Annotated in this window: 16 protein-coding genes; 6 read left to right on the forward strand and 10 right to left on the reverse strand. The window is 57.5% G+C overall.

Translation table 11 applies throughout. From position 1 onward, the window contains the following. Positions 1 to 711: 711 nt before the first annotated feature. The 4 genes from EI77_RS11890 to EI77_RS11905 form a co-directional block, all read right to left on the reverse strand. Positions 712 to 3,768 (reverse strand): DUF2339 domain-containing protein, encoded by a 3,057-nt coding sequence (locus tag EI77_RS11890; RefSeq protein ID WP_166647203.1) that lies wholly within the window; start codon positions 3,766 to 3,768, stop codon positions 712 to 714. A 164-nt stretch (positions 3,769 to 3,932) separates the two neighbouring features. After that, positions 3,933 to 6,464, reverse strand: coding sequence for an autotransporter outer membrane beta-barrel domain-containing protein (locus EI77_RS11895; protein WP_166647204.1), 2,532 nt, complete (start codon positions 6,462 to 6,464; stop codon positions 3,933 to 3,935). A 384-nt stretch (positions 6,465 to 6,848) separates the two neighbouring features. Further along, on the reverse strand, positions 6,849 to 7,694 hold the full coding sequence (locus EI77_RS11900; RefSeq protein ID WP_133795478.1) for a hypothetical protein: 846 nt from the start codon (positions 7,692 to 7,694) through the stop codon (positions 6,849 to 6,851). 141 nt (positions 7,695 to 7,835) lie between these two features. Beyond that, positions 7,836 to 8,723: an MBL fold metallo-hydrolase gene (locus EI77_RS11905; RefSeq protein ID WP_166647205.1), complete on the reverse strand. Its 888-nt coding sequence runs from the start codon at positions 8,721 to 8,723 to the stop codon at positions 7,836 to 7,838. 102 nt (positions 8,724 to 8,825) lie between these two features. Here EI77_RS11905 and EI77_RS11910 point away from each other — a divergent pair, with 102 nt between their 5' ends. Further along, positions 8,826 to 9,413, forward strand: coding sequence for an LOG family protein (locus EI77_RS11910; RefSeq protein ID WP_133795480.1), 588 nt, complete (start codon positions 8,826 to 8,828; stop codon positions 9,411 to 9,413). Positions 9,414 to 9,417: 4 nt separating this feature from the next. Here the strand turns inward: EI77_RS11910 and cutA are convergent, their stop codons facing one another. After that, positions 9,418 to 9,744: a divalent-cation tolerance protein CutA gene (gene cutA, locus EI77_RS11915; protein ID WP_243838810.1), complete on the reverse strand. Its 327-nt coding sequence runs from the start codon at positions 9,742 to 9,744 to the stop codon at positions 9,418 to 9,420. 12 nt (positions 9,745 to 9,756) lie between these two features. On the opposite strand from cutA, the gene EI77_RS11920 reads away from it, so the two are divergent. Both EI77_RS11920 and EI77_RS11925 read left to right on the forward strand, forming a co-directional pair. Next, a complete protein-coding gene (locus tag EI77_RS11920) occupies positions 9,757 to 10,917 on the forward strand; it encodes a two-component system sensor histidine kinase NtrB (protein ID WP_133795482.1) in 1,161 nt (386 codons plus the stop codon). A 290-nt stretch (positions 10,918 to 11,207) separates the two neighbouring features. Further along, positions 11,208 to 12,629 carry a sigma-54-dependent transcriptional regulator gene (locus EI77_RS11925; protein WP_133795483.1) on the forward strand — a complete coding sequence of 474 codons (1,422 nt, stop codon included), beginning with the start codon at positions 11,208 to 11,210 and terminating at the stop codon, positions 12,627 to 12,629. 9 nt (positions 12,630 to 12,638) lie between these two features. Here the strand turns inward: EI77_RS11925 and EI77_RS11930 are convergent, their stop codons facing one another. Next, the gene (locus EI77_RS11930) at positions 12,639 to 14,858 is read right to left on the reverse strand and encodes an ABC transporter substrate-binding protein (RefSeq protein ID WP_166647206.1); all 2,220 of its coding nucleotides are present in this window, start codon (positions 14,856 to 14,858) and stop codon (positions 12,639 to 12,641) included. Between the two features lie 81 nt (positions 14,859 to 14,939). Between EI77_RS11930 and EI77_RS11935 the strand changes: the two genes are divergently transcribed. Beyond that, complete coding sequence (locus tag EI77_RS11935) at positions 14,940 to 15,986, forward strand: NAD(P)/FAD-dependent oxidoreductase (RefSeq protein ID WP_133795485.1); 1,047 nt, start codon at positions 14,940 to 14,942, stop codon at positions 15,984 to 15,986. Between the two features lie 56 nt (positions 15,987 to 16,042). Here the strand turns inward: EI77_RS11935 and EI77_RS11940 are convergent, their stop codons facing one another. Together EI77_RS11940 and galE are read right to left on the reverse strand one after the other, a co-directional pair. Next, positions 16,043 to 16,783, reverse strand: a complete 741-nt coding sequence (locus EI77_RS11940) for an MIP/aquaporin family protein (protein WP_133795486.1) — start codon at positions 16,781 to 16,783, stop codon at positions 16,043 to 16,045. A gap of 89 nt (positions 16,784 to 16,872) precedes the next feature. Next, positions 16,873 to 17,880 carry a UDP-glucose 4-epimerase GalE gene (gene galE / locus EI77_RS11945; RefSeq protein WP_133795487.1) on the reverse strand — a complete coding sequence of 336 codons (1,008 nt, stop codon included), beginning with the start codon at positions 17,878 to 17,880 and terminating at the stop codon, positions 16,873 to 16,875. Positions 17,881 to 17,980: 100 nt separating this feature from the next. Here galE and EI77_RS11950 point away from each other — a divergent pair, with 100 nt between their 5' ends. Further along, complete coding sequence (locus EI77_RS11950) at positions 17,981 to 19,138, forward strand: Gfo/Idh/MocA family protein (protein WP_133795488.1); 1,158 nt, start codon at positions 17,981 to 17,983, stop codon at positions 19,136 to 19,138. Here EI77_RS11950 and EI77_RS23810 read toward each other — a convergent pair. Beyond that, positions 19,135 to 19,461 (reverse strand): hypothetical protein, encoded by a 327-nt coding sequence (locus EI77_RS23810; protein WP_243838834.1) that lies wholly within the window; start codon positions 19,459 to 19,461, stop codon positions 19,135 to 19,137. The two genes, EI77_RS11950 and EI77_RS23810, sit on opposite strands and share 4 nt — an antisense overlap. Between EI77_RS23810 and EI77_RS11955 the strand changes: the two genes are divergently transcribed. After that, positions 19,348 to 19,821 (forward strand): Uma2 family endonuclease, encoded by a 474-nt coding sequence (locus EI77_RS11955; protein ID WP_243838830.1) that lies wholly within the window; start codon positions 19,348 to 19,350, stop codon positions 19,819 to 19,821. The genes EI77_RS23810 and EI77_RS11955 overlap by 114 nt on opposite strands. A gap of 37 nt (positions 19,822 to 19,858) precedes the next feature. On the opposite strand, the gene EI77_RS11960 is transcribed toward EI77_RS11955, so the two are convergent. Then, complete coding sequence (locus EI77_RS11960) at positions 19,859 to 21,508, reverse strand: DUF1549 domain-containing protein (protein WP_166647207.1); 1,650 nt, start codon at positions 21,506 to 21,508, stop codon at positions 19,859 to 19,861. Positions 21,509 to 21,540: the final 32 nt, after the last annotated feature.

Consider the following 21,540-nt stretch of genomic DNA (forward strand, 5'->3'; position numbering starts at 1 on the left):
TCGGCACCAAGGACATGCTGCGAGTAAAGCCAATCAGCGGCGCTAAATCCGCTAAACTCCCGCATCAGCCCCAAAGGGACGTGACAATAAACCCAGGGCAAGCTGCGCACAAAGCCAGAGGAGCGAAATCGCCTGCCCCCGCATCAGCCCCAAAGGGGCGTGACAACAAAGCCCAGGGCAAGCGAGCCTCAGCGAGCACCGCCCTGGGTAGGCCACACATCACACACATCTGCCCTAGAGCCCTGAAAGGGCGGGACACTGCACCCACGTTCCCCCTACCACGCCCCAAATTCCAGACCGCACGCCATTCAACCGTCGCCATCCGCCATTCAACCTTCACGATGAACCGTGCCGAATCCATGATGGGTGCCTCTCTATTCCCCCGGAATATTTTTGCCACTTGGCCCAACTCAGGGGCCTACTCCCTTGTGATCCCCCGGTCAGTGGCCGGATATTGCCCGCGTGCCTGATGCCTCCGCAGTCGCCGCAAAGATGCTGGTAGCCAAAAACCTGCCTGTCCACGGTCCGGTTCGACCACTCAGGCTTCCCCAGCTTCCGCATCATCCCCACAAAACGCCCCCCATGGGGAAAAGAATCCCCACGGAAAAATGCACATTCTCAACGGATTACGCGGCGAAATCCCCAAATGGGGGAAAATTGAAATTTCTCCCCATCGTCCCAAAGGTCCGCCGCGCCCCCGGTCACCGCGTCTCAATCATCCCGCTCCTGCCGTGCATAAAAACGCTGATACAGAAACGAAGCTCCCAGCGCAATGATGGCCACCACGATCAGTGCCCCGATGCGGTAGATGCTTTCGATGTTGGCCAGATCGTGGAAAAACAGCTTCATCAGCGTGACGCCCATCAGCGCGATTCCCGCATACCGCGCACCTTTGGCATCCACACGGAAACCGATCACCAGCAGCCCCAGGGCAAACAGCGCCCAGGCGATGCTGAAAGTCATGCTGCGGGCGAAGTCACCTCCCCATTGGGTCGAGATAAAGGCCTCACCTGCCGGGGTGAAATAATCGGCGATTTGAATATTCACGAGCAGGAACAGCAGGATGCCGCCATAGCTCCACAGCAGACCGCGCAGGTTCACCTCGCCCATCCGGTCCCTGGGAGGAGCCAGCCACCAGGCCGCGGCAAACATCGCCAAGGCCGCAGTGCCATAGGCATAGAGAAACCAGTTCCAGATAGGTGTCTCGCTACGCTCCTGGTAGCTCAGCACCGCCGGATTCAGCGCCAGCCGGATAAAGGTGGCGGTCAGCAGGCCCACACCCACTCGCCGCAGGCCATCGTGCGGTACGCGTGTATAGAGCCAGCACAGGGCCGCACCCTCCATGGCCCAGCCCAGCGTGATCCATTGTTCATTGAACTGGATCGGAAAGATGAGCGTGATGAAGGCCAGCGCCACCCCGCCAAACCAGGCCAGTTGCGTATTTCGCACCAGCCGATGAATGGCGTTTTCACCAGCCAGCGGCATCTTCAATACCACAGACAGGGAAACCAGAGGCGGCAGAGCCAGCAAAGCAGGCACCCACCCCATCTGCTCCTTCATTCGAGGCAGACTGTCACACACCTTATAGATCAGGAATCCCTGAAGCAGCCAAGTGATGGCCGAAATGACCCAGGGCAGCGCCACCTCCTGAAAGCGCGATCTCCAAAGGAACGGATAACCAGCGAAAAGCGAGGCCACTCCCAGAAACCAGCCCAGGGCCACCCACGGCTGCTCGGCGGTGTAGTGCAGGTCCATCCACACATACTCCAGCAGCCACATGCAGACCAGGGCCGCCATACCCAGGGCAGGCAGGCGGGACAGTCGCATCAGCACCAGCAGTCCCAGACACAGCAGAAGACCGAGCGAGAAAACCGGCGTCGGATTCACCAGATTCAGCCGATAGGTGGCGATGATCAGCAGGATGAAAGGCAGGCTGGCGGAGGCCATCGGCAACTGCCCCTCCAGACTTGTCAGCCACTCACTGCCTCGCGGTTTTTCGCCGCCTTTACGCAGCCGTACCCGAGCCGAAAGTACGGCCCCCGCCGCCGCAAATACCAAGGCGAAGCCTCCCAGGGTAAGCAGGAAACTCCAGGGCCCGGCCAGCGGATCCAGGCGGAAGAGCCAAAAGCCCACCGCCAGCAGCGTCACACACAGCGCCAGCAGTACCGGTGCCAGTGCCAGCGTCACGCCGGCCACCGCGATGGTCATCAGATTCAGCAGCAGCACCGTTGGCCAGATCAGCCAGGGCACTTCAGGCAGGGCAAACATCGGCCCCAGCACCAGCAACACCGCCACCGGTCCCAGCCAGATGCCATGCTGCTGCGCCTGCATCGTTTCCGGGCGTTTCCGCATCGCCAGCAGCGCAAAGCCCGTGTGCATCAGGCCGAAGACCAGATAGCTCAACAAGGCCGCCATCAAAGTGGCTTCTGTCAATCGAAGGGAACTCCAGACCGCCAGATGTACAAAGCTCAGGAGGGCGGCCAGCCATTGCGCCATCGCCACACGTGGCTGCACCCAGATTTGCAGCAGCACCGCCGCATTCAGTGCAAAAAGAAACCCGTTCAGCACCACCGGCCGCGACGTGATGTAATCATGCTCCAGAAACAAGAAGGCCACGATGAAACTCCACGCCGCCAGGGCCAGTCCTCCATAGGCCGGATACAGAGAAAAGGACTCTGTCTTGGCCGAACTAACAGTATCGCGAGACCGCGCCTGCAACCACCACGTAGCCCCGGCGAACAGCGCCGGGAAAAACACATGCACCGTGACCGGGATCCAGATTTTCGCGCTCAGATGGTATTCGCCTTTCCAGAACCATTCCATGAACCAGCCCGCCTCCAGCAGCAGGGTGCCCGCCGCTCCGCAGGCGATGAGATAATACCAGCCACGCTTCTTGGCCACGGCCATCAGCCCCAGATCAATCAGCAGCAAATAGCCAAAAAGCCCCAGCGGGTTATCCACACCCGTATTGACAAAGATGGGAGTCAGGAATCCGCCCGCCATCCCCAGCACAGCGATCACGGGTGCCTCCATCCGCACCGACAGCACAAAGGCCCCGGTGGTGATCAGCGACATATAAACAAAGGTGCTCAGGGTGCCAAACGCCGGGAAATGGTACAGCGCATGGGCCGCATACGTCACCCCATACAGAATCAATACACCCGTGGCAGCCAGGGTCTGCGCCAGCACCGCATAGTCCTTGCTGCGCCTCATGATGATACCCGTGACCACCAGTCCTCCCCCAATAAGAAATCCGATGCCGGTCCGCAGAGCCGGGGAGATCAGATTTCGCTCAAAGGCATATTTCACAAAAAACACGATGCCCAAAAACAGCGCCAGTCCACCGATCCAGGCGAACAGTTTGACTCCCAGAAACTGCTCCAAAGAGATCTCTGGCCGGGCTGCCTTGACAGGTCGGCGCATAGGCTTTGGAGCAGGAATCTTGGGGGGACCTGCTGCTTCGAGTGGGGGAAGTACAGGGGTCTCTGCGATCCTTTCAAAGACCGGCGGTGGCAGGGCTGGCGGGAGAATGGTCGGCTCCTGATGAATGACGGGTGGCTCATCCCTGACTGTGGCTTGAGTCACCACCTGCGGAGGAGGAGGAGCGATAAACACCTCTTCCTGTATCGGCGGCAGAGAGGAACGAGATGGCAGGTCAGCCTTCAGTCGCTCCACCTCAGCGCGCAACTGGTTCACTTTTTCCTTCAGCCCTTGGCTTTCCTTCCTGGCCTCAGACGCCAGATACCAAGCGATTCCGGGTCCTGCCAAAAGGTAAAACAGCAATCCAAGCCCAAGGAGTATGCCCAAAATTTCCATGGCCCATCTTCAACCAAGCCAGAGCCAATGCGATGAAGAAATGCGAACCAATAAAAAGCCTGGCCGCCTCAATGATTGAGACGGCCAGGCGGGCAATGTGGTTTTTCAGGTCAGGCTTAGAAGCTGATCCGCACACCCACTGTTACGTTATGGGAGTCATAATTTGTCCGGCCAAGCTGGCCGGTGTAAAACGCATACGCAGCGACGGAAGGATTGAATTGAACCGTCACCCCGGCGGTCACCAGTGCGCTGTCGCGGCCCATTTCAGGGCCATCCACGGTGAACACTGGACCTGGGCCCGAGGCAAAGGAGGAATCAATGGACTGGGTAGCGTCCATGAACTCATGCTGCCAGGTCACCCGTGCCTGGGGTGTGATGCGCACGCGGCCGGCTGGAATGACATAGCTGATCTTGGCACCCAGGTTGGTGCGCAGGGATTCCTGCTCCTGGTCTCGATAGCTCAGTGGTGTCAGGGAACCGGATTCGTTAAAGCCATCGATACCCACCCGAGTATAGGCGACGGAGGCGACCGGACCGAAAGTCAGATTGCCCGCACGGAAGTCATACCCTGCATTCAGCATGCTGGTGAATTCCAGTCCATCGGTATCCCCTGTGGCACGGCCCAGAAGAGCCAGGCGGTCGGTGTCATACGAGTTATAAGCCAGACCGACCAGACCGTCGAGGTAGAAGCCGCCTTTGAAGAATGTACCATACAGTGCAGCGCGAAAGCTGTCTGTTTCGATGCTGCCACCATTGATCAGGCTGGCCTCACTCTGGGCGTATCCGCCCATGATGCCCAGTGCCAGAGTTTCGTTAACCAGATAGTCGGCACCCATCATGGCACCATACATGGTGAAATCAAAACCCTCTGCATTGGAGGTGCTGCCGACATTGGCATTGCCGCCGAGGCCTTCCACAAAGATGTTCCAGCGACCTTCAGGCGTTTCCACGGCTGCTGTTTCTTCAACGTGTTTGCCATCCGCAGATGCGGTGATGGTGTGGCTTTCTTTGTCACCCATCGGACGTCGGGCTCCCTGGCGCACAAACTCCAGATGCTGGGTGATGCTGGCCGCCTGCATTTCAGAAGCATGGAAGCCCATTTGGAAAATGGCGGTCATTTCTTCTGGAGCAATCAGGTCATAAAGGCCTGGCAGACTGGCGAGGGGCTGGGCATTCAGAAACGCAAGAGCACCGCTGGTGCCTGGATTCAGAAAGGCGAAACCATTGAGGCCACCGGCTACCGAGCGCTGATTGCGGGTAAGGCCAGGAATGGAGGTATACGGATCGCGGACCCAGACCACATTGACATCGTTCACGTAAGTCAGCGTTGGATACAGCAGAGTCTCGCCCTGCTCATACACGAACGTCTGTTCAAACTCCTGGTTATACATCGTAGCCACCGGGAAATCGGAAGCAAACGTGCCGATGACGCCGGTCGTGGTGTCGATGATGGTCTGGATGTCCCCGGTCGGATTGCCCGCCCAAGCACCATTGGGGACATAGCTGCCTGTATCGTCCTGATAAAGGTACACGATGCCACCGCCGAGGTTGGCTCCACCAGTCACATCGTAGTGAGTATAATTCGCTGGAGTAGTGCCCTGCAAATGGAAGCCTGTCTCTCCTCCGGTCTGTGTATAACCGCCAACACTGATCTCAAGGATCGCATTGTCGAAGGTATCCACGGTGCCATTCACAATCGTCAGTGTGCCTGCACCATAAGCATCGGCAGTGCCTGCCAGGACGGTGCCTGGGGTATTGATGGTGGTTCCACCCAGCATAAGGCTGTTATCGCCGTTCAGGACTGTGGTGCCAATGCTCGTGATGAGCATGCTGCCGGTCCCGCTGATGATGCTGGTTCCTGCCTGAGTATTGTCACCACCGGAGATCCACTGGATCTGTCCATTGTTGACGATGTCATTGCCCCAACTGCCTGCATCCGCCAGATTGATCTGCAGCACTGCTCCCAAAGCGATGGTGACATCCGAAAGCACATTGATGGACCCTGTCGAGCCATTCCCCACCTGGAGAGTGCCGTCGGCGATGGCCGTATCACCCGTGTAAGTGTTCGTATTGGTGAGCGTGAGCACACCGTCGCCATCTTTGGTAAGTCCGATCGTGCCACTTACGACTCCAGAGAGCGTCAGCTCCCCGCCGTTAACCGTGATCAGATTGGCCGCGCCAGCCAGAGCCACATTGCTGCTGATGGTGACCGGCCCTGCTCCCGCACCCACCGTGATGGCCGAAGGAAGCAGCCCTGAGATAGTGAGTGTGGAACCTGAGATGGATTGCACGGCACTATCATTAATAGTTAGGCTGGATATGGTCTGGTTGGCACCCAGCGTGGTATTGGCGCTGTTTGCTGGAGAGTTGCTTGAGAATACAACATCGGCATTCGGTCCCAGAAGCGTGTTTGCGGCCACTCCTGTAATATCCAACGTCCAGTTGGCATCAGACCAGGAATTGCTCGTCTGTCCGTCCCAATAAGTTTGTCCATGTGCGGGATTGATGAAGAGGGCAACACCTGCTGCGCTGAGAAAAAGGCCGTGGAAGGCGGTTCTAAATGAAAACCGTCTTGGTTTGGGCGGCGTATATTTAGGGTCAAGGGCATAACCTTGAGTTCCATTCTCCGGTGTTGCTGTGTGTTTCATAATCATGGGATGTCGGTTTGAATGCCGCATGTGCGGCCTGGCAATTGCATGCCAACATGACCCCCTGAAGAGAGACCCATTCGGATCGCCGCTGTCTAAGAAGGGTCATGCTTGCCCGTTCATTCGGGAGGCTGAGGAGTTCCGGTTGTGTTTAAATCGGAGGGATTTTATGTGATTATGGTAGTATAACTCGAATTTCCATTATTAAGGCGGCTTACAACAACGGTTGATCCATCAATGCACAGCCACCCATAAAGGTTATACATAGCATCGCTAAAGCGCCCAATCCTTTGGATTAACAAAAGGGATCGTACCAATTCCCAAATAAAAAGCCCTGCCAGACCAGAGATCATAACAGGGCGTGATAGACAAGGTCGCAGGTTTCTATGACCCTCCGCCACCACTGGTGCCTGAGCTGCCTCCACCGCTGCCGCCCGAGCTACCACCACCGCTGGAGCCCGAACTTCCGCCGCCACTGGTGCCTGAGCTACCGCTTCCGCTAGTGCCCGAACTGCCGCTTCCGCTAGTGCCCGAACTGCCGCTTCCGCTAGTGCCTGAGCTGCCGCTTCCGCTGGTGCCTGAGCTGCCGCTTCCGCTGGTGCCTGAGCTGCCGCTTCCGCTAGTGCCTGAGCTGCCGCTTCCGCTAGTGCCTGAGTTAGAGTTGGTGCCGGTGGAATTAGGATTGCTGCTATTGCTATTAGCATTGCTCCTTGTTCCTGTGGCATTGGGGTTGGTGGTATTGCTATTGGCGTTGCTACCATTGGCGTTGTTGCCGTTGGCGTTTGTGCCTCGATTGAAGCCGTTGGCGTTGACGCCCGTATTGGCATTTACACCTGTGTTGTTAGGGGTGTTGGTGCCCATGGCAGGATTGGTGGTCGTTCCTGTGGCTGGGTTTGTGTTATTTACGGAGCCATTGCCGCTAGCGGGGCTCTGCATGGAAGCGTTACCGCCTGACATTTGGCTGGAGGCTTGGGCAAACTCACTCTGGTCCAGTGTGCCGTCGCCGTTAGTATCAAACTGACGGAAACTGTCCTGTGAAGCAGTCTGTGTATTGGTTGTCTCTCTGCTGGGCAGGACGTTTTGGCCAGCCGTGCTACCTGTGCCGACGGGTCCTTCCGAAGGAATGACGGGTGCGCCGGTTGCGGTGGTGCCCTGGCTTTGGGCATAGATCATCACAGGTGCAAAAGTGATGCCCGTGATCAACAATGTTCTAACAAATGAAGTTTTCATGTGGGTTGGAATGGGGTGAATGCATGGCCCCCATAGAGTCGGAAAAGTTCTTTCCAGCCCGGAGGTTGCAAAGGGGTTCGCAACAGCCAAACGGACCGGATGTCTGTTCCCGTTATTCCCCACTCACCATCGTCCGCGTGATCACGGATTCTTTTCCACGTATAACTTTACGCCATCGGCGCACATACGTGTGGAGTTAGTCATTTGGTGCAAGTCCCAGCCTGCTGGCGAAATACCTGCGGCGGTGGCCAGGGCGTGTTCGGTTTCCTCGTATCGCTGCTGGATTGCTTCGGTCGTGAGTCCTTCCGCCAGCCACTGGCGCACATTCTGGTTCACTTCTTCGATACGCTGGCGGTAGCGGGTCAGGTGAGAGCGCACATCTGTGATCCCGCCAAAGTGGGTGAGGAAGAGGCGCTTGAAATCAGCGGACAAGAGGCGGTCCACTGAGCCGATATAAGCAGGTGGGTCAAACTGAGGCGGGGCTGCGGTGACGGAAAGATAAGGACTGTTTCCCAAACGCAGTCCGGCCACATCACCGGTGAAGCAGGCATCCTCAATGATGAAGGCGTGATGATGGCGGGCATGGCCTGGTGTATCCCAGGCGGTGAATTTCATGGAGCCGACGGTGACGCTCTCTGCGTCCATGAGCGGAGTCACGCGTTCTTCCGGGGCGGGCAGCATATCTCCCCACAGGGTATCCATCTCGTCAGCATACACGCGCCGGGCACTGTCGATCAGGCGACTAGGATCCACCAGGTGGCGGGCAGCACTGGGATGGCAGAAGACCTGGGCACCCTGCTGGGCCCACCAGCCTGCGGCTCCGGCATGGTCCAGATGAATGTGGGTGACGAAGACGTGGCGGATGTCATTGACCGCGAAGCCTGCCTCCATGACCGCTTGACGGAGGGCAGGAAGGGTGGAGCCGGGGCCGGTTTCGATCAGGGCCAGGCTGCCTTCACTTTCGACCACATAGGCCGCGATGAGGCCGGGGGTGTTTTGGAATTTGAGGTCGAGGGTGTGAACGCGCATGCTGGGAAAGAAATCCGGGGGAAGGGAGAATGCCATCAGCGGCGGAAATTCCAAGGACGTTTCCATTCTTGATCACGGCGCTGGTTTCGCGCACAGAGCGGGATGCGAATAGCCATTTACTGCGGGTCCAGCGGCGGCCATGAGTCTTTATACCGGAATGCGGCAGAGGCGGTAGCCAGTTTTTTGGCCCGCGAAGGGATAGGACTGGTGTATGGCGGCGGCAATGTGGGGCTGATGGGAATCATCGCCAATGCTGCGCTCAAAGAGGGTGGCGAAGTTATCGGAGTGATCCCCCAGGCACTCATGGACAAGGAACTGGGTCACGGTGGAGTGACGGAACTGCATGTGGTGCGCTCCATGCACGAGCGCAAACAGCTCATGGTGGACCTCAGCGATGGTTTCATCGCACTTCCGGGTGGGTTTGGCACACTGGATGAACTGTTCGAGACGCTCACTTGGCTGCAACTCAGCTTTCATGAAAAGCCGGTCGGGCTGCTGAATGTGAACGGCTTTTTTGATGGTTTGCTGACTTTCCTGGATCACATGACGGCCCAGGGTTTTCTGAAACAAGAGCATCGGGACTGCCTGCTGGTATCTGATGATCCTGCGGAACTGCTATCCAAGATGCGTCAGTTTCGTCCGCCGGAATTGGGTAAATGGATCGAGACGATGGTGCTGGCGGAGAGATGAGGTTTCAGGATTCAGTCCTGACTTCCTGCATGATCCACTGGGCATAAGCTGCACTGGCCTGTGCAGCAGGCAGGGCGATGATTTCCGGCACCTCGTAGGGATGCAGTTCCCGCAGACGTTGCTCAAGGGCGGGATAGGTCTGGACGGTGGTTTTAAAGATGGCTAGCACCTCATTGCTGGTTTCTACGGCCCCCTTCCAGCGGTAGATGGATTCCAGGTTAGGACACAAATTGACACATGCGGCCAGTTGCGATTCGACAATCAATGTGCCAGTATGTCTCGCTTTATCGAGGTCGGGAAACGTTGAGAAAACAAGCAGTATGTCCGTCATGTTCGCCATTGTATGAGATCTGCCTTCATAGACAAGCTTCTGAAACGCATGGACCGCCTGGAACCGGCGGAGGTCCAGGGCGTGATTTTGGAGCTGATGAAGGAAAAAGGTTTCTTAGAGAAGACCTTTCAGGCGCTGCAGGAGGGCGTCATTCTGCTGGATACGGAAAGCCGTGTCACCTACGTCAACAGTGCGGCCTGTCAGCTTTTTGGTCTGAAGGAGGAGCAGGTGAAAGGGCAGAAGCTGACCCAGGGCATGCGCGGGCTGGACTGGGGAGAACTCCTGAAACCAGGCACGGTCGTGAGCCGGGATATCGAGACTTTCTATCCCGAAAATCGGTATCTCAATTTCTACATCACCAGCATTGATGATGACCAGCCGATGGGTTTTGTGATGCTGATCCGCGATGTGACGGAAACGCGGAAACGCACGGAGGAACAGATCGAGAGTGAGCGGCTGAATGCCTTTACCCTGTTGGCTGCCGGGGTGGCGCATGAACTGGGAAATCCGCTCAATTCGCTGACCATTCATCTGCAATTGCTGGAGAGAAGACTGAAGAAAATGGGCAAGCCTGGGGAGCCTTTACGCGAGCACCTGGACGTGGCTACGGGGGAGATCAAGCGCATGGACGGCATCATCAGCCAGTTCCTCGCCGCCATCCGGCCGACGAAGCCGCAGTTTCAGCGTATTCACATCGCCGACCTGCTTCAGGAAAGCCTACGTTTTTTAAAACCGGACCTGGACCAGGCCAAGGTGAAGGTGCGCCTGGACTTGCGGGCGGACATGCCCTCCATGCCACTGGACGCGGACCAGATGAAACAGGCTATCTACAATCTCATCCGCAATGCCTGCCAGGCCATGCCCAAGGGTGGCAGCCTGACCATTCACGGCAGCTTCACGGACTTCGAAGTGAGACTGAGTTTTGAAGACAGCGGCAAGGGCATCAGCCCGGAGCAGATGGGGAAATTATTCCAGCCTTTTTCCACCACCCGCAGTACCGGTACCGGCCTGGGCCTGCTGATCGTGCGCCGCATCATTCGTGAGCACGGTGGCGAAATTGACATCGAAAGCCGTGCAGGCAAAGGCACCCGCGTCAGTCTGTGGCTACCGCTGGTGGAGCGGAAAGTGCGGCTGCTAGAGGCAGGCAATCCGGACTTGGCAGGCAATGCTTGATCCTTTGAAATTCATCATGACTCCTTACTACGATCCTACTGGCGACGAGATTGAGTACAGATACTTTTGCTACTTGGCGAACTTTGGATCGGGGGAAAAGGATTTGAAGTTGTTGTCAGTTCTGTTGGCAACGGACCGGCTGGATGAAGCCAAGGTCAGACAACTAGCGTGGTCAGTGGAAATGGAAGAAAATGGATTGTCAAAACCCAGCGATGTCTTGATGAGGTGGGGGTGGTAACACGTAGCCTGGAATATTCGAAACCCGATTTGAAGAATACTTGGAGAAACGTATGACCGATCCAGCCACCATTCTCATCGTTGATGACGAAAAACATACTCGGGACGGGTTGCGCCTGTCGCTGGAGGATGACTTTGACTGCTACGTGGCCTCCAATGCGGCGGAGGCGATGGAGCATCTGAAAAATGATCAGGTGGATGTGATGCTGACAGACCTTCGGTTAGGCGAAGACAATGGCATGAAGCTGCTGGAGGAGGCGCTGCATCTGCCGCACCCGCCGGTGTGCATCATGATGACGGCTTATGGCAGCGTGGATACAGCCGTGGAGGCGATGCGGCGTGGGGCTTATCACTTTGTCACAAAACCGCTGAACCTGGATGAGGTGGAACTGCTGGTGAAGCGGGCGCTGCGCAGCCGCAGTCTGGAGCGTGAGAACAAGGCACTGAAGCAGCAGGTGGAGCAGAAGTACTCCATCGAGGGGATCCTAGGCAAGGCGGATACGCTGAAGCCTATCCTGGAAACCATTCAGCAGGTGGCACCGACCCGTGCCACGGTTTTGATTGAAGGCGAAAGCGGCACGGGCAAGGAATTGGTGGCGCGGGCTGTACACAATCTCAGCGGGCGACCCAAGGCGAAACTGGTGACGGTGCATTGCGCAGCGTTGTCCCCACAGATTTTGGAGAGTGAGCTCTTCGGTCACGAAAAGGGCTCATTCACTGGAGCGCAGGAACGGCGGATTGGCCGTTTCGAAATGGCGGACGGAGGCACTCTTTTCCTGGATGAAATTGGCGAGATCGATGCCAGCACCCAGGTGAAACTGCTGCGAGCTTTGGGGGAGCAGGTCATCGAGCGTGTGGGTGGCAGCAAACCCATCAAGGTGGATGTGCGTGTGGTCGCAGCGACGAACAAGAACCTGGCCAAGCTGGTGGAAGAGGGAAAATTCCGTGAGGACTTGTACTGGAGGTTGCGGGTGGTGACCATCCTGATGCCGCCGCTGCGTACGCGCAAAGGTGATATCCCCCTGCTGGCAGATCACTTTCTCAAAGACCTAGCCACTGCGAATGGCAAAAGCTACAAGCCGCTTGGAGAAGATGCACTGCCGCTGCTGATGACCTATGACTGGCCAGGCAACGTGCGTGAATTGCGGGCGGCCATTGAGCACGGAGTGGTGATGAGCAACAGCACACGCGTGATGGCCAAGCACCTGCCCGCTTACCTGTCCCAGCCCGGTGGGCTGGGCTGGCGTGTGCCCGTGGCCCCTGCAAAGAGTACCAACGAGACTGCGATAGATGAGCCGCCGAAGGCTGAACTGGACATCCATGAGATGGAAAAGCATCTCATTGTCGAGGCCCTGGAACGTGCCGGGAACAATCGCAGTGAAGCTGCGGATCTTCTCAACATGAGCCGGCGCACTCTCCAGCGGAAACTCAAAGAAATGGGCATGGTGCGGAAGCACCGCAAGCGGGTGAAGTGATGTAGAATGTTACTTCTTCAGCACGGGCAGCAGGGCGCGGACGGTAGTGCCCTGGTTGGGGGCGCTCTGGATTTTGAGGGCACCGTGGTGGCTTTTGATGATGCCGAGGGTGGCGGCCATGCCGAGACCACGGCCGGTGAATTTGGTGGAAAAGAAGGGGTCGAAGACCATTTGGAGGACTTCGGGACTCATGCCTTTGCCGGTATCAATGATGTCCAGGTAGAGATACTCACCTGGATCAGGCGCGGGATCGATCTGGCTATCCTGGAGATAGGCGGCATCGCATAAAAGGGTGCCGGTGCGCAGATAGACGGTGCCGCTTCCTTCGGTGGCTTCGGAGGCATTGGTGAGGAGGTTGATGAGGAGATGGCGCAGGCTTTCGCGGTCAGCATGAATGATGACTTCTGGGCCGTCATGCTGCCATTCAAGCTCATGCGTGGAGGGCAGGCAGCATTTGAGAGTGGGCAGGGATTCGTCCATGAAGGCACGCAAGCGGGTCTCCTCAAACTGGTGCAGCCCGTGGCCGGTGCAGGTGAGGAGGACACGGTTGAGCGCGGCGACGCGCTGGCTCTCCCGCAATACGCCGTCCATGAATTCACGTGTCTGCCCTGGGGGCGTTTGCAGGCGCGCTAGCTCGGCATAGCTGGTCAGTGCCTGAAGGATGTTGTTGGAATGATGACAGACGCCGTTGGCCAGGCGGTGAAGGCTTTCGTATTTTTGGGACTGGAGCAGGCGGTCTTTGAGCCGGGTCTGATGTTCCTCTGCGGCTTTGAGGGAAGTGATGTCCTCAATGACGCTGAGAAGACCGATGATGTCCCCAAGCTCGTTTTTCAGGGGCACTTTACTCTGATAAAAATGACGGGTGCTGCCGGAGGGGGAGGTGAGGCTTTTTTCACTGAGCAGGATGGAGCGGCCCTGCTGGATGACTTGCTCCTCAGTGACTTCATCTTGGGCATCATCCTTCCAAGGCAGACGGTCTGCTGTCAGGCCTTGTGCCTGCTGCGGGGAACCCAGGCCGGCGTAACCGGCGAAGACCTGATTGCAACCGAGGATGCGGGAGTCACGGTCTTTCCAGAAGACGCCGACGGGGATGGTATTGATGACGGTCTGCAGCATGGCCTGGGATTCGCGGGCCTGGCGCTCGGCATTGGTGATGCGGTTGTTTACCCGGATGAGGCCGAGGACGATGCCGCCGAGGAGAAGGGTGCTGCCAATGGTGCCGCCTAGCGTCCAGAGGAGCCAGGCGAGGTCGGTCTTGGGCTCCCGGTCATAAAGGAAACCGTCCAGGCTGTAACCGGGGGCCAGCATGCCGAGGCGGACATAGGTATCCCCGATGTGACGCCAGCGGCCTTCATTCATGTGGCCGATGTCGATGAGCTCGGAGAACATGAGGAGGGCCATTTGATCCGCCTCATCATTCAGGGCTTCACGGCTGAGCGGGCAATGGTAGCGGCCTTTGAGAAGATCGATGATCTCCACACGGTGGCTCATGGCGTACTGCCAGCCTTTGAGGGTGGCTTCGAGAAAGGCGCGGACGCGTTTGGGATGCCGGGCGATTTCATCCTCGGTGGTGAAAAGGCAGTCTCCGTAAAAATCCACACCGTAATCGCGGGGCTGGATGAGCCGGTAGGGGATGCCGAGCTTTTGGAGCTGGAAGGGTTCGTTGATGCTGTAAGCGCCCATGCCGGCGATTTCACCGGACAGCATTTTTTCCGGGCTGAATTCATAAGGGATGGTCTTGACGGCATCGGCAGCCAGACCCTCATTTTTGAACATGGCCAGCAGGGCAGGGGTATCCTCCGGCGAGGCAGCGACGGTGCGTCCGGCCATCTGGTGCGGGGTATTGATACCACTGGAGCCAGGTACGAGGAGCACCTCCGGAGAGTGCTGGAGGATGGCCGCCAGTGCGACGAGGGGCTTGCCCTCATTGCGATGAATCAGCATGGAGGAAAGAGCCACAGCATAGTGGCATTTTCCGGTGATAAGCTCATGGGCGAAATTGGTCTCAGGACCGCCTTCGACGAGGGTCACCTCCAGCCCCGCCTCCTTATAAAAACCTCTTTCCACGGCGGCATAATGGCCGGCGAACTGGAAGGCATGCTTCCATTTAAGCTGGACCGTGATGCTGTCTTGGGCGGAGATGGCCAGACCGGGCAGCAGGATGAAAAGCCAGAGCAAGAACTGCTGTAGCGTGCTTCGAAGGTTGGTGATGGACAACGTCACGTTCATTCTAGTTATCCACTTTCCCCCGCATGAATCCAGCAAGATTTGTCTTTGTACCTGGGCACTTTGGCGGATCGTGTCTGCGACATGATTCCACGATTTCTCATCATTGGCCAGGGGCTGGCGGGCACTGCGCTGGCCTGGAGTCTGCATCAATGTGGGGTGGGTTTTCTCATCGTGGACAGGGATGAAGAGTTGACCTCATCCAAAGTGGCGGCGGGGTTGGTGACGCCAATCACGGGAATGCGCCTAAATTTGAACTGGCGCTATGACACATTATATCCTGAAGCGATATATTTTTATCGCGGGATCGAGCAACGGCTGCAGGCGCGGTTTTATCATGAGGTGCCCATCATACGTCTGCTACGGGATGAGAAGGCGGCGGCACTGTGGGAAAAGCGGCGCATGCAGCCGGAAGTGCAGCCTTACCTCTGCAAAGTGGAAGGGCCGCTGGTAGATGACGCGGTATTTGACAATCCGCAGGGCGGCTTCCAGCAGCAGCACAGCGGCTGGCTGGATACAGCGGCTTTTTTGAAGGCGAGCCGGGATTACTTCGAAAAACTCGGCTGCTGGCAGGCTGGGGAGGTGTCCTGGCAGGACCTGGAATTGAAGGATGGGGGTGTGTGTTGGCAGGGCACGTTTTATACCAGCGCCCTTTTTTGCACAGGCTGGGAGGCGGCACGGCATCCATGGTTCGACTGGGTGCCCTTCCGCAGTGCACGGGGAACGGTGCTGAATGTGGAGGCGGATACTGGGGGCGAGAGCCGCATCATCAATCGCGGCTGCTGGCTGCTGCCGCGTGCGGATGGCAGTCTGCGGGTAGGGCCGACATATGAACTGGATTTTGAAGATCCGCATGTGCCTTCCCCCGTGGCCCTGGCTGGGCTGGAGCAAAAGCTGCGTGCTCTGCTGAAGCGGGACTTTTTAGTGAAAGGAAGCCAGACCGGAGTGCGACCGATCATCCAGGGTCATCAAGCCCTCATTGGCCGACATCCAGCGCGTCCGCAGATTGGATTTATGAACGGTCTCGGCTCCAAAGGAGTACTGCGTGCCCCCTGGGTGGCCCGACAACTGGTGGCGCATCTGCTGGAGGGTGCGGAGATCGAAGCGGGGCTGGACCTAGCGGGAAATTGAGAGACGCTTTGAGCAGGTGCGGGTGTGCAGCTTATTTTTTGTACGATTATACAAGTTTATACCGGCGGCATTACCCACAGCATCTTGTATAAAAACGCTCCCACGATGCCCCCGGCGACCGGTCCCAGGACAGGGATCCACGCATACCCCCAATCGGACCCACCTTTGCCGGGGATAGGCAGAATGGCATGGGCGATGCGGGGGCCGAGATCGCGGGCCGGGTTGATGGCATAACCGGTAGGGCCGCCCAGGGAAAGGCCGATGGACCACACCAGGATACCCACCAGGGCAGGGGAAAATGCTTTATCAAAACCCGTGCCAGGGACCAGATTTTCCGGGGTGAGGATGGCCAGAAGACCGATGACCAGCATGGCAGTACCGATAGCCTCGCAGATAAAGTTCGATGCCGGATGGCGGATGGCCGGCGCAGTGCAAAAGGTGCCCAGCTTGGCTCCCTGATTCTCTGTTTCCTTCCAGTGTGGCAGATAGCTCAGCCAGACGAGCACCGCGCCCAAGAAGGCCCCGATCACCTGCGCCGCGATGTAACCGGGCACCAGAGCCCATTCAAATTTTCCAATGCTGGCCATCGCCAAAGTCACAGCGGGGTTCAAATGCGCCCCGCTGATGGCACTGGTGCAATAAACCGCGATGGTGACGGCAAATGCCCAGCCTGCCGTGATGACGATCCAGCCGGAGCTGTTGCCTTTGGTTTTACCGAGCACGACATTGGCGACGACCCCGTCACCGAGCAGAACAAGGATGAGCGTGCCGATAACTTCAGCGAGAAAGGGAGACATGGCGGTTAGTGGTTGGGAATTTCCACCGCCTTTCTATCGGGATGCGATACGCACGACAAGACTGCTCTTGGGTCCGCTCAAAAAAGCCACTACTCCGTATAACGGCCTTGGCGCGGCCCCGTCATCCATTTCCAGGCGCTTTCGATGTGCTCCTGCGGATCCTTATGCAGTGCCTCCCAGCCCAGTACAGCCTTGGCTTTGGCAGGCTGGCAGATCAGTTCAGGCGGGTCACCCGCACGTCGCGGACCATAGAGCACAGGAATACTTTTACCGGTGACGGCCTCAGCCGTTTTGATGATTTCATTGACGCTGAAACCCCGTCCGGTGCCCAGGTTGACGGGAGTGGTTAGGCCTCCTGCCCGCAAGTAATCGAGTGCCAAGGCATGAGCACTGGCCAAGTCATTCACATGGATATAGTCGCGGATGCAGGTGCCATCCGGCGTGGGGTAGTCAGTGCCAAAGACCGTGATGTTTTCGATTTCACCCGTGGCTGCCATGAGAATGCGCGGGATGAGGTGGGTCTCCGGATCGTGGTCTTCGCCGATCTCACCTGCCGGATCGCAGCCGCTGGCATTGAAATAACGCAGGAAAACGGCCTTCAGTCCCCAGGCATGGTCGCAATCCTTCAGCACCCGCTCCAGCATCCATTTGCTGGCTCCATAAGGATTCACCGGCGCTTGGGGATGATCTTCATCCATGGGCACATAGACGGGATTGCCATACGTGGCGCAGGTGGAGGAAAAGATGAAGTGCTTGCAGTTATGGCGCTGCATGGTTTCCAGCAGTACCAGCGGAGCGGCCAAATTGTTGCGGTAATATTTCAGCGGATCCGTTACCGATTCTCCCACATAGGCGTAAGCCGCAAAGTGGAGCACCGCTTCCGGTTGGTGATCCGTGAAAAGATCTTCCAATAGAGCGGCATCGCTCATGTCGCCATGGACAAAGGTCACCTTGTCCATCGGCAGGGCCTCCCGGTGACCGAAAACCAGATTGTCCAAAACGACGATTTTTTCTCCCAAGGCCAGCAAATGTCTGACCGTATGCGAGCCGATATAACCCGCGCCACCTGTGACTAATAGTGTGCCCTTGGATGCCATGCTGTGCCCTTAGCCATCGCCAGACGGGTCCGCAATACCAAATCCGGTGACTTTATCGGTGTTGACCGGCGCTTTCTGCCTCGCTAGCCTGAACGTCTCTATGGAAACCGTCAGACTCGGCATCGTTGGACTTGGCAACATGGGCAAGGCCCATCTCGCAAACATTCGCGCGGGCAAAGTGCCCGGACTGCGCGTCACCGCCATGTGTGAAAGCGTGGGCACGCTCCCCGCCGCTCAGGAAGGTGAGAAACAGTTCACCGATGTGAGTCTGATGATCAAATCCGGCGAAATTGACGCCATCCTGATCTGCACCCCTCACTTCAGCCACACCACCATCGGTATCGAGGCCCTCCAGGCTGGCCTGCATGTCCTCGTTGAAAAGCCCATCTCCGTTCATAAAGCCGACTGCGAGCGCCTCATCGCCGCCCACACGGACAAGAGCAAAATCTTCGCCGCCATGTTTAACATGCGCACGAATGCCTGCTTCAAGAAGGTCAAGGACCTCATCGACAGCGGCGAACTGGGCGAAATCCGCCGCGTGCATTGGGAGGTCACCAATTGGTTCCGCACCAACTATTATTATGCCACCGGCGGCTGGCGCGGCACCTGGAAAGGTGAAGGCGGCGGCGTGTTGATGAACCAGTGCCCACACAATCTGGACCTCTTCCAGTGGATGTTCGGTGTGCCAAAAACCGTGCGCGGTTTCTGCCAGTTCGGCCGCTTCCATGAAATCGAAGTCGAGGACGATGTGACCGCTGTCCTGCAATACGAAAACGGCACCACCGCCACTTTTGTTACCTCCACCGGTGAAGCCCCAGGCGTGAACAAGCTGGAAATCTCTGCTGAAATGGGCCGCCTCACGGTCACCGATGGCAGCAAGATCCACTTCCAGCGCAATCGCCAGGCCATGAGCAAATTTTGCATGGAAGCGGAAGCTGCCTTTGCCATGCCCGAAAGCTGGCACATGGAAATCCCCGTCGCCGAAAGCGGTGGCCAGCACGTGGAGATCCTGCAAAACTTCACCAATGCCATCCTCAAAGGTGAAAAACTCCTCAGCCCCGCTGAGCAGGGCATTCACAGCGTGGAGCTGGCCAATGCCATCCTCCTCAGCACCTGGCAGGACAAAGCCATCGAGCTGCCCATGAGCGCTGCCGACTACGAACGCATCCTCATCGAAAAAGGCGAAAAAAGCACCTTCCAGAAGACCAAAGTGGTGGCCAAAGCCAGCGCCGACGACTTCGCTAAGAGCTTCCGTTAATAGAGGGAGGATACCCTCATCCGCATCTCATAGCCAGCACCAACGAAGGCCCGTCCTTTGTTGGTGCTTGCCTGCTTATTTTGGGAGGTTAAATCCAGGTCATGATCTCGGAAACGCAGCCCATGCCCAGGGAGCCGCCCTCCTGGCTTGTCTCCAGAAGGGAATATCATGTCATGGCTGAGGCTGGTGTCTTCAAGCCCGACGACAAGGTGGAACTCATCAATGGGAGAATCGTCACTAGGGAGACGTTGGACCCATGGCATGTATCCAGCACAGACATACTCAGAGAGTTGCTGGCTAGCCTCTACGGAATGAAGTGTCATGTACGCTCTCCTGCCGTTTTAGGATTGGGCGATCATTCAGAACCAGAACCCGATATCCTCGTACTTCGGCGCAGAGAAGACCATTATCGCAACAGCCATCCCGAGCCTTCTGATGCCTGGATCATGATTGAGGTTTCCAATACCTCACGCGTTTATGACCTTGGCAGCAAGCATGATCTCTATGCACGACATGGCGTGCCGGAATACTGGGTGGTGGATGGAAAGCATCGCTGCGTTCACGTCTTTCGGAATCCCCTGGAAGGTATGTTTCGCGAAAGCCGCATTTATCAGGCAGGAGAATCCATTCCCTTGCCAAATGCAGAAGGAGCGAGCCTGAGAGTGGATGCTGGTTGGTTTTAAAGCTGAGCCATAGATTCTATTAAAGACCCTTTGTGCCTCACGGCTGAAACAAAAACTCACTCGTATTCAGCAGGGCCCAGGCGATGTCCTGCGGGGCAGATTCTGGATGTTCGGCCAGGTGTCGCAAGGCGGCTGATTCCTCCCGACCCTCAGGAAAGCGGCCCAGGGTTGAAAGGAAAAGATGCTCCACCTTGGAGGTTGGTGATTCGTGTTTTGAAACGCTCCGAGCTTTCACTTTCGCGGCCTGTTCGACCAAGGAGCTGGTGATGATGAAGCGTGTCAGCGCATGGGAAATCACGGGCGCACTTTCATCCGACCACTCCCGCGTCCCCCGGCCTAACAAACGAAGTGGATGACCCTCAGGTGGCACTTGTCCGATGTCGGCACCGGTTGAAGATGCCGCGCCCTCGCTGCCTGCCTCCACGCTCCATGCAGTCCAGGTCACCTCAGGCGGCAGCCTCTTCAAAAACGGCCCGTCAGTCAGGCTGGGTTGCCCAGGCTGGACCCGGCGGACCGCTTCACTCTGATAAGCCATCGTGCGGGCCAGGATGCGCATGAATTCTTTTTGCCGGTACCCACAGCGCATGAATTCCTCTCCTAGAGATCGCACCGGACCTGCGGAATCATTGTCCGGGTCCAGCAGATCTTCTGGCCACGCTCCCTTCCACGCAGGCGGCATCTCACAGTTATTTTCTGTGAAGGCTGTATGATAAGGCATGGCCTGCACGGCACCTTCCCAATATTGCCCTGAGCGGTTGATCCGGCCGAACAAACGATGCCACAAACGCAGGGCACCGACTTCCGCAAACCGGTTGTTAGTGGGCCCGGTGAACCACAAGGCCAGCTCCTCCCTCGGCACCTTTCCAGGCGTGGGCAGGGCAGCCAGCGCCACACTGGCTTCATCCCCGGGGTCAGCTGAAAGTGGCAGATAGCGGGGGGCGATCCAGTCTCCCGGTTTGCCATCCCGGTAAGCATAACGGGATGGCAGGCGGGGACCGTTTTTAAACGAGTCAGCAAAACAGCCCGCAAACTCAAAGGTCTGCCGCTGGGTAAACTCCGCGTAGGGGTGGTCGTGGCATTGGGCACAATAAAGACGGGCCCCCAGAAAAGCCTCCGCCGTTTCCGTACTGGTGTGCAGGAGGTCTCCTCCATCGCGGGTATAAAAACCGGAGGCAGGATGCGCCTCCATGTCCTCATTGGGGGACCTCAGCAGGGTAGCCATCAACTTATCATAGGGCATATCATCAGCCATCGCCTTGTGCAGCCAGGCGATGAAAGGTGCCTGGGACTGGTTGCCGAGGGTATCCTTCACCCGCAGGCTTTCTGCCAGCAGTTGAAAACGGACCTCTGCGGCACCGGGTTCTTCTAGCAAACGATCCACCAAAGCGCCGCGTTTTGCAGGTGCCGGATCCTCCAGGAACTGCCGCACCTCCGCCGCCTTCGGCAACCGCCCCGCCAGATCAATGCAGGCTCTCCTCAGGAAAACGGCATCATCAGCTTGCCGAAGGCGATCTGGGGCCGGCTGTTCGGTGATTGCACCCCCCTCCTGCTTCCGCGCATTCAGCAGTGCCAAGTCCACGCGCGCAGCAGCAGCCTGAACTTCGCTCTCTGACAAGGGCTGTGCACAAAGGAATCCACAGGCAAACAAAACGAAGCCCGCCAAAAACACAGGCAAATAGAGTTTCATGCCGTTGAAACGGCCAGCCACTTCATCAATTA

Origin of the sequence: Prosthecobacter fusiformis, from assembly GCF_004364345.1 — a bacterium.
Taxonomy (GTDB): Bacteria; Verrucomicrobiota; Verrucomicrobiia; order Verrucomicrobiales; family Verrucomicrobiaceae; genus Prosthecobacter; species Prosthecobacter fusiformis.